This window comes from Helicobacter pylori (assembly GCF_003636935.1).
Classification (GTDB): domain Bacteria; phylum Campylobacterota; class Campylobacteria; order Campylobacterales; family Helicobacteraceae; genus Helicobacter; species Helicobacter pylori_CH.
Genome location: NZ_MVVH01000004.1, coordinates 131,904 through 147,520, shown reverse-complemented (window position 1 = coordinate 147,520; position 15,617 = coordinate 131,904). Strand labels below are relative to the sequence as shown.

At 40.1% G+C, this 15,617-nt stretch carries 16 protein-coding genes and 1 pseudogene; 5 read left to right on the top strand and 12 right to left on the bottom strand.

What is annotated here, in order from left to right:
* From EAL87_RS04365 to EAL87_RS04310, 12 genes and pseudogenes are all read right to left on the bottom strand, one after another.
* Positions 1-1,655: pseudogene (locus EAL87_RS04365) on the bottom strand (SabA family sialic acid-binding adhesin); the annotation flags it as partial.
* Between the two features lie 495 nt (positions 1,656-2,150).
* Entirely contained in the window at positions 2,151-2,408 is a 258-nt protein-coding gene (gene rpsR, locus EAL87_RS04360) for a 30S ribosomal protein S18 (protein WP_000440196.1), read from the bottom strand.
* A 22-nt stretch (positions 2,409-2,430) separates the two neighbouring features.
* Positions 2,431-2,976 (bottom strand): single-stranded DNA-binding protein, encoded by a 546-nt coding sequence (locus EAL87_RS04355; RefSeq protein WP_120913206.1) that lies wholly within the window; start codon positions 2,974-2,976, stop codon positions 2,431-2,433.
* 9 nt (positions 2,977-2,985) lie between these two features.
* Positions 2,986-3,414, bottom strand: a complete 429-nt coding sequence (gene rpsF / locus EAL87_RS04350; RefSeq protein ID WP_033599280.1) for a 30S ribosomal protein S6 — start codon at positions 3,412-3,414, stop codon at positions 2,986-2,988.
* Positions 3,415-3,565: 151 nt separating this feature from the next.
* Entirely contained in the window at positions 3,566-4,588 is a 1,023-nt protein-coding gene (gene holA / locus EAL87_RS04345; protein WP_120913204.1) for a DNA polymerase III subunit delta, read from the bottom strand.
* A complete protein-coding gene (locus EAL87_RS04340) occupies positions 4,578-6,512 on the bottom strand; it encodes an RNB domain-containing ribonuclease (protein ID WP_120913202.1) in 1,935 nt (644 codons plus the stop codon). The genes holA and EAL87_RS04340 overlap by 11 nt, the downstream gene beginning before the upstream one ends.
* Complete coding sequence (locus tag EAL87_RS04335; protein ID WP_120913200.1) at positions 6,512-7,303, bottom strand: shikimate dehydrogenase; 792 nt, start codon at positions 7,301-7,303, stop codon at positions 6,512-6,514. Before EAL87_RS04335 ends, EAL87_RS04340 begins: the two co-directional genes overlap by 1 nt.
* 7 nt (positions 7,304-7,310) lie before the next feature.
* Complete coding sequence (locus EAL87_RS04330; RefSeq protein ID WP_120913198.1) at positions 7,311-7,901, bottom strand: SH3 domain-containing protein; 591 nt, start codon at positions 7,899-7,901, stop codon at positions 7,311-7,313.
* 8 nt (positions 7,902-7,909) lie between these two features.
* Positions 7,910-8,956 carry a microcin C ABC transporter permease YejB gene (locus EAL87_RS04325; protein WP_120913196.1) on the bottom strand — a complete coding sequence of 349 codons (1,047 nt, stop codon included), beginning with the start codon at positions 8,954-8,956 and terminating at the stop codon, positions 7,910-7,912.
* On the bottom strand, positions 8,953-10,740 hold the full coding sequence (locus tag EAL87_RS04320; protein ID WP_120913194.1) for an extracellular solute-binding protein: 1,788 nt from the start codon (positions 10,738-10,740) through the stop codon (positions 8,953-8,955). The genes EAL87_RS04325 and EAL87_RS04320 overlap by 4 nt, the downstream gene beginning before the upstream one ends.
* The gene (gene trpS, locus EAL87_RS04315) at positions 10,741-11,721 is read right to left on the bottom strand and encodes a tryptophan--tRNA ligase (protein WP_120913192.1); all 981 of its coding nucleotides are present in this window, start codon (positions 11,719-11,721) and stop codon (positions 10,741-10,743) included. It lies immediately after the preceding gene.
* A gap of 69 nt (positions 11,722-11,790) precedes the next feature.
* Complete coding sequence (locus EAL87_RS04310) at positions 11,791-12,513, bottom strand: methyltransferase domain-containing protein (RefSeq protein WP_120913190.1); 723 nt, start codon at positions 12,511-12,513, stop codon at positions 11,791-11,793.
* Between the two features lie 124 nt (positions 12,514-12,637).
* Here EAL87_RS04310 and secG point away from each other — a divergent pair, with 124 nt between their 5' ends.
* The 5 genes from secG to EAL87_RS04285 are packed head-to-tail and all read left to right on the top strand — an operon-like array spanning position 12,638 to position 15,540.
* On the top strand, positions 12,638-13,234 hold the full coding sequence (gene secG, locus EAL87_RS04305) for a preprotein translocase subunit SecG (protein WP_162972597.1): 597 nt from the start codon (positions 12,638-12,640) through the stop codon (positions 13,232-13,234).
* The gene (gene frr, locus EAL87_RS08120; RefSeq protein ID WP_120913186.1) at positions 13,234-13,791 is read left to right on the top strand and encodes a ribosome recycling factor; all 558 of its coding nucleotides are present in this window, start codon (positions 13,234-13,236) and stop codon (positions 13,789-13,791) included. The genes secG and frr overlap by 1 nt, the downstream gene beginning before the upstream one ends.
* A gap of 3 nt (positions 13,792-13,794) precedes the next feature.
* Positions 13,795-14,400 carry an orotate phosphoribosyltransferase gene (pyrE, locus tag EAL87_RS08115; protein ID WP_120913184.1) on the top strand — a complete coding sequence of 202 codons (606 nt, stop codon included), beginning with the start codon at positions 13,795-13,797 and terminating at the stop codon, positions 14,398-14,400.
* Complete coding sequence (locus EAL87_RS04290; RefSeq protein ID WP_120913182.1) at positions 14,390-14,854, top strand: RDD family protein; 465 nt, start codon at positions 14,390-14,392, stop codon at positions 14,852-14,854. The genes pyrE and EAL87_RS04290 overlap by 11 nt, the downstream gene beginning before the upstream one ends.
* Entirely contained in the window at positions 14,851-15,540 is a 690-nt protein-coding gene (locus EAL87_RS04285) for an SIR2 family NAD-dependent protein deacylase (RefSeq protein WP_120913180.1), read from the top strand. Before EAL87_RS04290 ends, EAL87_RS04285 begins: the two co-directional genes overlap by 4 nt.
* The last annotated feature ends 77 nt before the right edge of the window (positions 15,541-15,617 follow it).

Here is a 15,617-nt window from a genome sequence, read left to right as displayed (position 1 = left end):
TTGCGCCCCATCTTCTTTTTTGGCCAAAGAATTGCTTATAGCCCACCTGAATACCGATCCCATTCATCGCACCATTATTGGTTTGAGAACTAACAATACCCACTTTCCTAAAGGGGTTTCGGCCTAACTCTTGATTAATGGTTTGGACTTGGTTGTAAGAGTTTTGATTGAGGTAGTAGTTGGTTTCTATGCCTTGGGGGCTATAGGGGTTATTCTTTTTACTCACCACATTTTGCAAGCTTTGCGCGTTAGGGATATTAGAGAGCGCGGTGGTGATGCTATTATAAGTGTTGCCCAATTCGCTGTATTTAGATTTGAAATTCACTAGAGTGTCAGCGATGTTTTCGGCTTGTTGTATTTGCTCTGCTTCAGTGCCAAAATGCGCGATGCTGTTGTTTAAAGCGGTTATCGTCTCTCCCACATAGGCGCAACCGGCTCCCCATGTGTTAGAAGTTACCTGACCTGGATTGGTGCCCCTACGCTCACCCCCTTGCACTTCATAACACACCCCTAAAGAGTCTGATACAAAATTTTTAGGGATTTTTTCAAAGTTTTTCACCACTTGTTCGGCTTGGTTTAACATCTCTGCTTGGGCTTGAGCGTTTTTGAGCATGCTTTCGGCAAAGCCAGCGTCTGTGTAAGGGTTGAATGGTTTTCCAGTGTCCAAGTTGCTCTGATTTTGCGTGTTTTCACTAACGATTTTGGCTTGCGCGACAGCTTCTTGCGCGTTAGCGATCATGCCTTGGATCGCGCTGATTTCATTCTTAAACATCCCGCACATTGTCCCATTGCCGCTTATCCCTTGCCAATAACCGCTACCACCATTTTGGAAGTTTGGGCATGCCTCATTTAGGGTAGTGATAATGATGCTCGCTTGTTCTAAAAGGGTTTGAGCGTTATTTTCTGTGTTGATATTTTCTGTGGTTGATGTTGAATTTGTGTTAATCCATTGGGTGTGAATAGCTTTCCCATGGCTCCATGGGTATATTAATGGTTCATTTGGTTTGCCCCCCGTTCTTTTGTCTCCATTGATAGTGAAATCAAGTTTTGTAGTGGTGTTGCTTAAAACGGGGACCCCATCTCCATTAGATCCATTGGCTGTCAAAGCCTTTTGAATGATTTGATAGGCTTTGTTAATGATTGCATAATTTTCAGTGGATATTGGCCCGCCATGTCCTGGCTCATAATACGAATTGCAAGTGATGGTCGTCGTATTTTGTCCTGGCACATTATTAAAAGTTTGGATACCTCCATTCGTGCTCTCGTTACTGCCAGGACCACAACCAGTAAAAGCGTAGCTTGTAACTTGCCACAACCCCACTGCAGCGTTCAATGCTAAAAGCACCGCTTGATAAGCCGGGGAATTGTTTTTGACATCAAGCAAATTCCTACCGCTTGAGCCTAGATTATCCCTTGCGTCGTTAATCGCGCTCGGATCAGCGGATAATTTGATAAGGGTGTTTAGGGTGCTGTAATTATTCAAAAGATTGTTCAGCTTTTCATAATTGTCTGAAAGCTCTTGGATGCCTTTGGTGTTTTTCACCATTTGAGCGGCTTCACCGATCTGATAACCCGCGCTCATGTAAAAGCCGTCGTCTTCAGCGTGGAGCAAAAACGAGAGAGAGAGAGAGAGAGAGTAAAAGGGTTTTTTTCATGTTTTCTCCTTGAAATTAAAATGGTCTAGGTAAGTCTTTTAAAAGAATAAGATCTTATCACAAGATTTCGTTAATATAGCATGAATTGACAAAATTTTTGCGCTAATGGGGCGTTTTGTTGTTTCAAAAAAAAGGGTTTTTGGGGTATTTTGGAACTATTTTAAATGATTAGAAAGGGTTAAAATTTGTTTTAATCAAAGATAGCGATAAAATGGGGGTTTGGTTACTTGGCGGGATCGCTTTAGACTTGGCTGTAAGACTCTTAAGGGGGTTATTTTAAAATAACATTCCCACTAATAACGCTTAAGAAACCACCGCTAAAATCAAGCTTTTTCATTTTGTCATGAAGCACCCAAACACTAGAGATATTTGGGATTTCTGCTTGGGTGGTTTTTAAGGGGGATTTTTATCGTTTTTACCGCTAGCGCTCCATAAAAGCCAAGCCAAGATTAAATAAGATTAAAAGGGCATGCCCCCCTATCAGCCCTCAAAAATTTAGTGCTGTTTAAAAGGGCTATCCACGACCTTTTTCCTGTCCACAATGTAGGGGATTAAAGCCATGTGGCGGGCTCTTTTGATCGCCACTTCCACCCTCTCTTGCCACTTTTTGCTGTTGCCTGTCAACCTCCTTGGCATGATTTTATAGCGCTCTGATAGCGTGTGCTTGAGCATATCTAAATCTTTATAGTCAATAAAGCTGATTTTAGCTTCAGTGTATTTGCAATAGCGTTTTGAATAGCGTTTTCTTTCCATAATGTCTCCTTAATTTTAACCCTTAAAAGGGGATTTCTTCTTCATCAATATTGATTTCAGGCACGCTGTTTTGATACTTGGACGGCTGTGCTTGTAAATTCTCTTTAGCGTAAGCGTTTTGCGGATAGCTTTGGGCTTGGCTGAAAGGATCCTGGCTAGGAGCGTTGTGATTAGCGGGATAAGCGTTGTTGAAACCCTCATGCGTCATGCTATCTTGCATGGCGTTTGCTTGGGGATTGTCTGACTTTTTATCCATAAATTGCAACGAGTCCGCTGTGATAGTGTGGCGGGAATTTTTTTTGCCCGTTTGATCCATCCAGCTCTCATAAGTCAAACGCCCTTCTATCAAAACGCTTGAACCCTTGCTCAAATACTGGTTAGCGATTTCAGCCGTTCGCCCAAACAAACGCGCATCTATAAAGCACACCTCTTCGCCTAGCGTGCCGTCTTGCTTTTTAAAACGCCTGCTTGTGGCTAAACCTATTGTAGCCGCAGCCGAGCCACTAGGCAAATATTTCAACTCCACATTCCTAGTCAAACGCCCTACCATAATCACTTTATTAAACATGATAAGCCCTTATTCGCTATGAGATCCTACGCTTTCTGCTTCCTCTGTGTGGTGAGAATGCGTGTGTTCGGTTTTTTCGTGTTTTTCTTTAGCGTGTGGTGGCTTTTTATTAGCCCTATCCACTAACGCATGCCACGCTTCTATTTCTTTTTTGCTTTCGTATTTGATCACAATGAAACGCAACACGTCTTCATTGATGCGATACAATCTTTCAAGCTCTAAAATCATGGACGGCTCTGCTTTGAAATACGCCACATAATAATAGCCTCTTTTGTGCTTTTTGATTTCATAGGCCAAATTACGCATGCCCATATCCAGGCTCGTTTCAATCACGCCGTGGTGCTTAGTGATCACTTCTCTGTAAAATTCAATTTTGGATTTAATCTCTTCTTCTACTAAAGTAGGTTTGAGAATAAACATCGTTTCATAATGCCTCATCCATTCTCCTTGTGGTTGTATAGCCCTTTTTTTACTAAAAAAGAGCAAGGTTAAAAAACTTTTGATTATACCTTGCTTTCGCTTGTTTTTGGATTAAATTTAATTTTATTGAAATATTAAAGCTCAAAACGAAAAACGCCTTAGGCATTTTTCAAGGGTTAATGATTTTTTGAATGGAGGTCAAATACAAAAAGCCTAATTCCTTTTGCCCTTGCATGCTTTGAATGTGCCATAACCTAAAAATTTCAAAAACCTTCTTATATCCGGCTTCTTTCAAACGCAGGGCGTTTTTAGCGTAATTTTCAACAATTTCTTTAGGAGGAGCGTAGCCTAAAACCTCTTTAGCGTCCATTAAACCGGTCGTTTTAATGTGCGCAAAAAATAAAAAAAGCTGGTAAAAATACCGCTCTAACCCCCTTAAAATATCCACATCCTTTTTGCCCTCTTTTAACAAATAATCATAAATATCAAGAACGCTTTTTTTCAAAAAAAGCCCTAAAATGAGCTTTTGCAAATCCATATCCCCCGCATTGGAGCTTAATTCTTGAATGTCTTCTAAAGTGATGGGCGCGTTTAAAACCGCTAGCTTGTCTAAATCGTTAAACGAAATGCCTAAATCTTCGTTATTGATCTCAAAAAGAGCGTTTAAAAGATGGCTGCTGATGTCTAATTGTAAAACATTAGCCCTTTCTTGTAAGAATTTCAAGCTCTCCCAAGTTTTAGGGGTAAAAAAGCGCGCGCAAATGGCTTCATCTTTCAAGGGGCTTTTTTGGAAAAGTTTAACGATAGCATCGCTAGTGTATTTGTATTTGGTGGTGTCGCTTTTAGAGTTATAAAGCCCTATGATAAGCCTGTTATGGCTAGGCCGCTCTAAAGCTTTTAAAAAAAGATTAATATCGCTTTCTTTAAATTTCTTATGCAGCGCAAAATCCAGTTTTAAAATGACTAAACTGCTCCCTCCAAATAAAGAATCCTGCTCTAAAAGGGTCGCAATCTGGCTTTTTTCATAATCGCTCGCATAAAAAAGCGAAGTTTCTGTGTCAGGGTTACTGAGTTTAAAAAGCGCGCTAATCGTTTGAATATAATAATGGATAAAAAAATCAAACTCCCCATACAAAAACACCGCTTTAGGGAGGCGTTGTTTTAAATAATTGTCCAAATCTTTACGATACATGCTCTTTAACCCTTTCTGTGATTTCGCCTCTAACTTGCCCTAAAATCAAATCCGCATGCGTGATTGTAACGCACACCTTTTCTAAAGGCTTAAAAACCTTGTTCGTTTTGATTAAAACTTTAAGCCCTATAAATTCTTTTAACCCCACCACCACCCAATCTTTAACCTCTAAAACCACGCCCAAAAACTCTTTTTCTAAAAACTCTAAAGCCAAGCGGGCGAATTTGCGCTTGATGAAATCCCTTTCAATCAAAGCGGTCTTTTTTTGCAAAGCGTTCAACTCAGAACACAACTCAGGCGTTTCTTCTAACAAATACGAGCAGCCTTTAGCTTGATAGAATAATAATTCTTTTAAAAGCCTGTGTAAGGCTAGATCGCTGTATCGTCTAATGGGCGAAGTGAAATGCGTATAGCTAGCAAACCCCAAACCAAAATGGCTTTCTTGCATGGGGCTATAAAGGGCTAAATTTTGAGACTTAATGATCAAGCGTGAAACTTCTCTTTCTAACTTCTTTTCTTTGGCTGTCTTTAAGGCATGCTCTAAAAAAGGAAAAAAGCCCATGTTTTTAGGGCGCACAATCTCATAATCAAAAAGCTTGGCGTAAAGGCGTTTTTGCTGCTCCAAACTCGGCTCTTTGTGGGTGCGGTATATCCCCTTATTGTGAAAATGCTCATCTAATAACCTAGCGCTAGACTGGTTGGCTAAGAGCATGGCTTCTTCTATAAGGGTGTGTGCATCGCTTTCTTGTTGCGTTTCAATTTTTTCTATACGCCCTTCTTCATTCAAATACAGCTTGTTTTCAAACGAATTGAAATTAAACCCTTTTTTTAAACGCTTCTTTTTTAACTTTAAAGCCATTTCTAAAAACCCTAAAAGGCTTTGTTGCAAATCTTTATCTAAAGAGCTTTGATTAGCGTTTAAAAAATGATTGATTTCTTCATAAGTGCAATTAGCCCTAACTTCAATGACGCCTTGAGATAATCGGGCGTTTTTCAAATCATCTAAAGGGATTTCATACACCAAAGCCAGGCGTTTTTCAAACGCTTTTAGTGAGCATGCCCCTTGAGACAAACTCAAAGGCAGCATGGGATAGACGCTGTTAGGGAAATACACGCTAAAGCCTCTAATCCTAGCTTCTTTATCCAAACTGGAATGTTTCGGTACAAATTCGCTCACATCAGCAACCGCTACAAACAAAACCCTTTTTTCTTGGTCATAAAAGATCGCATCGTCAAAATCTTTAGCGTCTTTGGGGTCAATGGTGATAAAAGGGATGTAAGAATAATTGATCCTGTCTTTAAAATCGCCCGCTTTGAGTTGCGCGTAATGTTGGGCTAAATTTAGGCAATCTTTTGAAAAATCTTTCACCCTATCAAAAAGGCTTAAAGAAAGGTTTTCATCTATTAGAGGGTCTTCTAAAGCCCCTAAAATTTCGCTGATTTCACGCTTTTTAAGATCGATCTTTACCACGCAATGCCTGGGCAATTCCAATAACGATCTTTGGCTGTGCTTTAAAAGAATGGGTTTTTTAAAAGGCTCTTTAAAAGGGATAGCCACAATCTGGTTATTTTCTTTCGCCAGGTAAGCTATTACCGTGTCTTGCACATCAAAAAGCGCGGCTTTAAAAAAGGCTTTAGGGCGTTTTTTAAAATATTCTATTTGGCATAAAATCAAAGCGTCTGTTTTAAAAGATGGGGGTAAGTTTTTGATTAAAGGGTCTTTAGGGTAATTTTTCGCTAAAGAAATGAAAAACGCCTTATTTTTTACCCGTTCAATCTTGCCTATATCAAAGCCTTCTTTTAAAAAATAGCGCTCCTTTTTCAATTGAAGCGCTTCTTTTAAAACGCCCTTTTCTATTAGAGGAGCGAATCTTTTAGGGATCTTTTTAACCCCAAAAAACAGGCTTCTTAAAAACCCTTGCATCAAAAAACACTTCGCATGACTTCAAACGCTTTTGAATAAGGGATTTGAGAAGCGCTGAATTTTTCAAAACTTAAAGCAGCTTGATAGATGAGCATGTCTTTCCCGTCTTGAAAGGGGATTTTTAACTCTTTAGCTAGAGACAAAAAGGGCGTTAAAAACCCATACGCCAAATCATAAGCGAGCTGGCCCTCTTTAAAATACCCTTCCAAAACCTCTTTATTTAAAGGCAATTCGTGATTCAAACTCGCTGAAGTAGCGTTAATGATCAAATCAAAAGCGCTTTTAGGAGGCTCCATGAAACAATCACAGCCCAAGCGTTGGAAAAAATCCAATCCCCTAGCAGAGCGGTTTAACACGCTCACTTTCAAGCCTTGTTTTTTTAATCCGCACGCTAGGGCTTTAGCACTCCCCCCAGAGCCTAAAATCAAAGCGCTCTGGTAGCCCTCATTCCCCAAAGAGAGCCAGAAACCCAAAGCGTCGGTATTGTAACCCACAAGCTCATCATTTTCCAAAACAAGCGTATTGACCGCTCCGCATTCAAGCGCGATGCCCTTGATTTTATCGCAAATTTGAAACGCCCTTTCTTTAAAGGGCAAGGTTACATTAGCCCCACTCAATCCTAAATGCAAGAACTCGTTTTTGATATGGCTTTCTAAAGGGAGTAATATGGGGTGGTAATGCCCCAAAAACCCTAATTTTTTTTGAAAAATTAAAAAACAAGCGTTATGGATTAAGGGCGATTTGGAATGTTTAATGGGATTTCCCAAAACCCCAAAAGATTTTAATTTCATTATTCTTTCATTCAGCCTTTTTCAAAAGTTTTAAAAACACATAGCCCTTTGTTTTATTAGAAAATTCAATTTTAGCCCAATCGTTTTGGATTTCTAAAACTTTCACGCTTTTATCTTTTGCAAGCGAGCCAATGATTTTACCTTTTGTGCTAGGAAAAGCGCGCACATTCACGCTACTGACTGCGACCTTATACTCTAAAGGTTTTTTTCCCATTGTAGGGGTTGTGGGGGCTTTTTGATTGTTTTGAATGGGGGGCGTGTTGCTTTGTTTAGGCTCGTTTTCTTTTTCTTGCTCTTGTTTAGTTTCTTGTTTGGCTTCTTTTTCTTGCGTGGCTGTTTCTAAAGGTGGTGCTGTGTCTTTGGTGGGGTTTTCTTCTGTGGCGGTTGTGGTCATTTCTTTAGGCGTTTCTTTGGGCGGAAGCGCGCTGTCTTGACGCTCTGTCTCGGTTTTTTCTGTATTTGGGCTTATTTGAGCGCTGTCTTTTTTCATGTAAAAACCAAGCGCAGCATGCGCTAAAGCATACAACAACATGAACGCTAAAACCACCAACGATGGCCGCATAAAAAGTTTTAAAGAAGATTTCATCTCAGTTTTCATTCCTGCCCTCAACGCTTTTCAAAATCAATCCTAGGGTCAATCACCACGCAGAGTAAATCGCTTATCAAACTCGCCACCAAACCTAAAAGCGTGAAAATATAAAGCGAACCAAACACGACAGGATAATCCCTACTCACAATGCTTTCATACCCTAAAAGCCCTAACCCATCTAAGCTAAAAACAATCTCTATCAACAAGCTTGAGCTAAAAAACATGCCCAAAAAAGCCTGCGGGAAACCCGCCACCACTAATAAAATCGCATTACGAAACACATGCACATAAAAAATACGCCCCACTGAACAGCCCTTAGCCTTAGCACTCAGTACATAGAGCTTGCCCATTTCATCTAAAAAAGAGTTTTTCACTAAAAGCGTAAGGCTTGCAAAACCCCCTAAAGAAATGCAAAGAACGGGCAAAGTGATATGCCATAAATAATCCTTGATTTTGCCTAACGCGCTCAAACTTTCAAAATTATCGCTCACTAGCCCCTTTAAAGGGAACCAGTGCCAATAATTCCCTCCAGCAAAAAACACGATCAACACCACCGCAAACAAAAAGGCCGGGATAGCGTTAGCGACAATGATCACCACGCTGCTTAGCACGTCTAAAGGCTCGTTATTGCGTTTGGCTTTAAAAATCCCTAAAGGGATAGAGATGAGGTAGATCAAAAGCGTGCTAAAAAGCCCTAACGAAATAGAAACCGGCAATTTTTCCTTAATCAAATCTATCACTTTAATCTGGCGGTAAAAGCTCTCCCCAAAATCAAATTGCATGTATTTTTTGAGCATGAGAAGGTAGCGCTCCCCTATAGGCTTGTCAAAACCATAGAGTTTTTTCAAATTTTCCACTAAATCGCTCTCCAACCCTTGAGACCCCCTATAGGCGCGATCCTTAAGAACGCCTTGAATCTCTTTGGATTGCGTGTTATTGATTTTAGCCATCATCTGCTCTATGGGGCCTCCAGGAGCCGATTGGATCAGAAAAAAATTAATCGTCATGATAGCTAATAAAGTAGGGATAATCAAAAGCAAGCGTTTAAGGATGTAAGCGATCATTGAGAACCCCTTTCTTTTTTGATCCACCACAAATACGGCGAAAATCCATAGCTAGGGCTGATTTCAGGCATGCCAATGTAATTATACGCTGCGATCCTGTAATTAGGCAAATAAAAATGCGGTATCACATAAAACCCCCACAACAGCACCCTATCCATCGCTTGAGTAGCGGCTAATTGCTCCTTGTAATCTTTAGCGTTAATGATTTTTTCAATCAAATCATCTACCGCTTTACTAGAGATTCCCGCATAATTCCTTGCGCCTTTTTCTTTAGCGCTCAAAGAGCCAAAATAAAAGCGCTGTTCATTACCCGGGAAAGACGATTGGCCTATCACTCCTACAATCATGTCAAAATCATAGCTTTTGATCCGATTGACATACTGGCTTAAATCCACCCTTTGGATTTTCATTTCAATCCCTAACACCCTTAAGTTTTTAGCAAAAGCTAAAGCCAGCCTTTCAAATGCCGGGCTGTTTAAAAGCAAAGTGAAACTAAAAGGCTTGTTATTTTTATCCACTAAACGCATGTTTTTATAAGAAAAACCTGCGCTTTTCAAAAGATTTTGAGCGTATTTTAGATTTTCCCTCAAATTATCGCCCAAAACATCAGCCCCATCGGTTCTAGGCACGACATAAGGCTCTTTAAAAACCCTTTCATCTAAACTCTTTTCATAAGGGGCTAACAGAACTTTTTCTTCAGGGCTTGGGAGAGAAGTGGACGCATAGACAGAATTACTGAAAAAACTGGTGGTGCGTTTGTATTGCGAAAAAAACAAATTTTTATTCGCCCATTCAAAATCAAACGCATAAAATAAGGCTTCACGCACCCTTTTATCCTTAAAAATTTCTCTTCGTGTGTTGAAAAAAAACCCTTGCATGCCGCTTGGCATTTTATGAGCGATTAAATATTTAGTGATTTTTTTATTGTCTATAGCTTTCCCCACATAGCCCCTAGCCCAAACCTTAGCCGTGCTTTCAATACGCCAATCATACGCCCCGCTCAAAAAAGCCTGCAAGGCGACGGTTTCATCTTTGTAATATTCAAACTTAACTTGGTCAAAATTGAATTGCCCCTTCCTGCTAGGCAAATTCCTCGCCCAATAATTAGGGTTTCTTTGGTAGGTGATTTTCTTACCCACATCAAAAGAAGCGATCACATAAGGGCCGCTAGAAACAGGAATGAGTAAGGGGTTTTTTTCAAAATAATCCTTTTGAAACGCTTTTTTGGAAAAGATCTGCAACTGCCCTAAAATGAGAGGCAACTCTTTATTTTCAGTGGTTTTGAAAACGAATTTAACATGGTGTTTGTCTAAGATAACCGCCTTTTTAACATCTTGGTAATACTGCTGATAAAGGGGCGATCCCAATTTCATGATCGTATCAAAACTAAACTTCACGTCGCTCGCTAAAATGGGAGCGTTATTGCTAAACCTCGCTCTTTTGTCTAAGGTAAAAATCACATAGCTGTTATCCTTAGCCACTTCTGCGTCTTTAGCGATCAAGGGGTATTCGGCATAAGGTTCGTCCAAACTTTGCACCATTAAAGTGTCATAAATGAGATCCAAGCCTTCGGCTTTAGTGCCTTTGAGCGCAAAAGGGTTAAGGCTATCAAAAGTCCCTATAGCGTCATTTCTTAAGACACCGCCTTTTTTGGCGTCAGGGTTAGCGTATTCAAAATGCGTGAAATTGTCTTTATATTTAGGCTCTTCGCCCAAGTATAAATAAGGCGTAGCCTTGAGGAAACAAAACACCCCTAACCATAAGCCTAAAATTTTAAAGACCACTCAAACTAACCCCATTAATTCTTTAGCTTTTTGATAAGTCGCCCTCGCTAAAGGCCTGGCTTTTTCTACGCCGTGATTTAAAATGGCTTTCACTTCATCATCGCTGATTTCTTTGTATCTTTCTTGGATGGGTTTTAAAGCTTGGATCATTACTTCAGCCAATTCCTTTTTAAAATCCCCATAACCCTTATTTTTGAAACGCTCTTCTATGTTTTCTGGGCTTTCATCGCTTAAAAGCATGTAGATATTTAAAAGGTTAAAAATCCCCTCTCTTTTTTCATCAAATGCAATAACGCCTATGGAATCAGTGGCCGCTTTTTTGATTTTTCTTACAATCACATCCGGCTCATCTAAAAGAAAGATCGCATGGTTAGCCCCTTGATGCGATTTACTCATCTTCACTTGCGGTTCGTCTAGCCCCATAACCCTTGCCCCCACTTTAGCGATCAAAGGCTCTGGCACTTTAAAGCAGTTCCCAAAATCCCTGTTAAATTTTTCTGCAACGTTTCGCGTGAGCTCTAAATGCTGTTTTTGATCTTCGCCCACTGGCACTAAATCGCTTTGGTATAATAAAATATCTGACGCCATTAAAATAGGGTAATTGAAAAGCCCCACATTCACGCTTTTAGGGTTTTTTAAAGACTTGTCTTTGAATTGCGTCATTCGTTGCATTTCCCCCATAGACACCTGACAATTTAATAGCCATGCTAAAGCCGGGTGCTCATCCACTTCACTTTGAATGAATAACCCCGATTGCTTAGGATTAATCCCGCAAGCTAAAAGCAATTTGACTAGCTCATAGGTTTGGGATTTTAAAAACTTAGGATCTATAGGGAGAGTGATCGCATGCGAATTGACGACGCAAAAAAGGTTTTCATATTCATCTTGCATCTCTACCCAATGCTTGATCGCTCCTAGATAGTTGCCCAAATGGATTTGCCCGGTCGGTTGGATGCCTGAAAAGACTCGTTTTTTGTGCATGTTGTTTCTCGCTCATTAGTTAGTGTTATTGTAACCACCTAATTTTAATATTTTAATTTATCTTAGTTTTTAAGAACGCTTAATCCCCGAAAAGAGTAACACTTCATAGCTCAATTTTTCAAACGCCATGTTTTGAAAAAAATGTTTTTTTTGCTTGAAACTCAGCGTTGAACCCCCCAAAAGACCGCATTTTTTAAGGTAATCCAAGCCATCTTGTTTGCGGTTGAAATAAAGCGAAAAGCGCTTGTTTTCTAATTCTATTTGAAAATTTTTAAAAGCGTTTTTGATTAAGGATTTGAGCGTTTTAAGATCCCTTAAAGGCGAAGGCGTGCCTAAAAATTCATGCACTTCATGCAAACTAAAATCCGTATGGATAGCTAAAGCGGCCTCCTTGCTAGAAAGAGCGATTTTTTCTAAAACGCTTTTTAAATCCCTGGCCCATTGCAACGATGAAGAAGACATGATCAAATCATAGGTTTGAAAAACGCATTCTTCAAAATCCGCATGCTCTAAAGAGATTTTTTGAATGTTAATAGATTGTGTGGGGTGTAATGTGAGCATGTTTATGGAATTATCCAAAGCGATAAAGTCTTCAATCACAATATTTTGCCGCTCTAAAGCGTTAAAAACAGCCCCACTCCCTGATCCTAAATCCAAAACTTTAGCGTAACATTTTTGTTTTAAAAACTGAACAAGACAGATAGCGATTTGTTGCTGGATATGGGCAAAAAGATGATAAGTTTTGGCATGCCTATTGAATGCATGCTGATTAAATGTATGAAAAGAGCCCAACACCACCGCCTTTAATACGCCACGCTTGAAATTAAAACTAAATTTTAGTGTATTCTTAGCAAATTTTAGGTAAGATTAAGCCTAATTTTTTCTAAATTTTATGGATTTAAGGAATCAGTATTTTATGACAAGCGTTCTGTTAGGCTTACAAATTGTTTTAGCGGTATTGATCGTGGTGGTGGTTTTGTTGCAAAAAAGTTCTAGCATCGGATTAGGGGCTTATAGCGGGAGTAACGAGTCTTTATTTGGCGCTAAAGGGCCCGCAAGCTTTATGGCGAAATTGACCATGTTTTTAGGGCTGTTATTCGTCATCAACACCATCGCTTTGGGCTATTTTTATAACAAAGAATACGGCAAAAGCATTTTAGATGAAACTAAAACCAACAAAGAGCTTTCGCCCCTAGTCCCTGCCACCGGCACGCTTAACCCTGCACTCAATCCCACGCTAAACCCAACGCTCAATCCTTTAGAGCAAGCCCCCGCTAATCCTTTAATGCCACAACAAACGCCTAACGAACTCCCTAAAGAGCCAGCCAAAGCGCCTTCTGTTGAAAGCCCCAAACAGAATGAAAAAAATGAAAAAAATGACGCCAAAGAGAATGGCATAAAGGGTGTTGAAAAAACCAAAGAGAACGCCAAAACGCCCCCAACCACCCACCAAAAGCCTAAAACGCACGCGCAAACCAACGCCCATACCAACCAAAAAAAGGATGAAAAATAATGCTACAAGCCATTTATAACGAAACCAAAGATTTAATGCAAAAAAGTATTCAAGCTTTAAACAGAGATTTTTCCACTCTAAGGAGCGCGAAAGTTTCAGTCAGTATTTTAGATCACATCAAAGTGGATTATTACGGCACGCCCACCGCACTAAATCAAGTCGGCTCTGTGATGAGTGTGGATGCAACCACCCTTCAAATCAGCCCGTGGGAAAAAAACCTGCTCAAAGAAATTGAAAGATCCATTCAAGAAGCCAATATCGGCGTCAATCCTAATAACGACGGCGAAACGATCAAGCTTTTTTTCCCGCCCATGACAACTGAGCAGAGAAAACTCATCGCAAAAGACGCCAAAGCGATGGGCGAAAAGGCTAAAGTGGCTGTAAGGAATACCCGCCAAGACGCTAACAACAAGATAAAAAAATTAGAAAAAGACAAAGAAATCAGCGAAGATGAAAGCAAGAAAGCCCAAGAGCAGATCCAAAAAATCACCGATGAAGCCATTAAAAAAATTGATGAAAGCGTGAAAAACAAAGAAGACGCGATCTTAAAGGTCTAAACCATGGATATTAAGGCATGTTATCAAAACGCTAAAGCGCTATTAGAGGGGCATTTCTTGCTCAGCAGTGGGTTTCATTCCAATTATTATTTGCAATCCGCTAAAGTCTTAGAAGATCCCAAACTAGCCGAACAATTAGCTAAAGAATTAGCCAAACAAATCCAAGAAGCTCATTTGAATATTGAATGCGTGTGCTCGCCGGCTATTGGGGGGATCTTGGCTGGGTATGAGCTTGCAAGGGCTTTGGGCGTGCGTTTCATATTCACCGAAAGAGTGAATGGCGTTATGGCGTTAAGGCGTGGTTTTGAAGTCAAAAAAAACGAAAAAATTTTAGTGTGCGAAGACATCATCACTACGGGAAAATCCGCTATGGAATGCACTAAAGTTTTAGAAGAAAAGGGCGCTCAAATCGTGGCTTTTGGCGCTTTAGCCAATCGGGGCATTTGCAAGCGCGTTCATTCTCACTTGAAAGCCCAAAAGGGTGCGTGTTTGCCTAGCCATTTGCCCCTTTTTGCTTTAGAAGATTTTGTTTTTGACATGCACAAGCCTAGCTCTTGCCCTTTATGCGCTACTAGCGTTGCTATCAAGCCAGGAAGTCGTGGCAACTAAAAAAACCAAAAAAAATAAAACCCCAAAAAAAAAGCAAGCGTTAGAAAGCCCTTTAAAAGGGTTGGATCTCTCTTTACGCTTAAAGGCCTTTATCACCGATATTTTTATGATTTATACCCCCATGCTTTATATAATGACTTATGCGATTTTAGGGAGCGCGAAGGATTTTAGGGAAAACCAGAGCGCGATTTTTTTATGCCTGCTTTTTTACGCCCTAACGCACAGCTTTTTTATCGCTTTTAAATCCCAAAGCCCTGGCATGCGTTACGCTCAGTTTAAATTAGTCAAAAATAATGGCGAAGAAGTGGGCTTTTTTTTAGCGTTGTGGCGCTTTGTTTTGTGGGTGTTGAGCATGGGGTTACTTATAGGGTTTGTTGTGCCTTTTATTTTTAAGTTTTTTTTGCATGACAAACTCAGCGGCACTCATATTGAAATTATCAAGGAGGAAACATGAAAAATTTAGTGATTTTAAGCGGGGCTGGCATTTCAGCAGAAAGCGGGATTAAAACCTTTAGGGACGCTGATGGCTTGTGGGAAGGGCATGACATCATGGAAGTCGCTTCGCCTTATGGCTGGAAAAAGAACCCGAAAAAGGTGTTGGATTTTTACAACCAAAGGCGCCGACAGCTTTTTGAAGTTTATCCTAACAAAGCCCATAAGGCTTTAGCGGAATTGGAAAAACACTATCAAGTCAATATCATCACCCAAAATGTAGATGATTTGCATGAAAGGGCGGGTTCTTCTCGCATTTTGCACTTGCATGGGGAATTATTAAGCGTTCGCAGCGAAAAAGATCCCCATTTGGTCTATAGGTGGGAAAAGGACTTGAATTTAGGCGACTTGGCCAAAGACAAATCGCAATTACGCCCTGATATTGTGTGGTTTGGCGAAGCGGTGCCTTTGCTTGAAGAAGCGATTTTTTTAGTCAAACAAGCGCACCTTTTAATCATCATTGGCACTTCTTTGCAAGTCTATCCGGCCGCTAGCCTCTACACGCATGCGAGCAAAGACGCCCTCATTTATTACATTGACCCTAAGGCTAAAAACGCCCATTTACCCCAGAATGTCCAATGCATTAGTGATAGCGCGGTGCATGCCATGCAAGATTTAATGCCCAAACTCATAGAAATGGCCTCTTAAGAAATGTTAAAATAATTTTTATTTTTTCAGCTAACGATTAGCAAAAACATGGTTTAATTGGCTTCATCGTTTGCTGA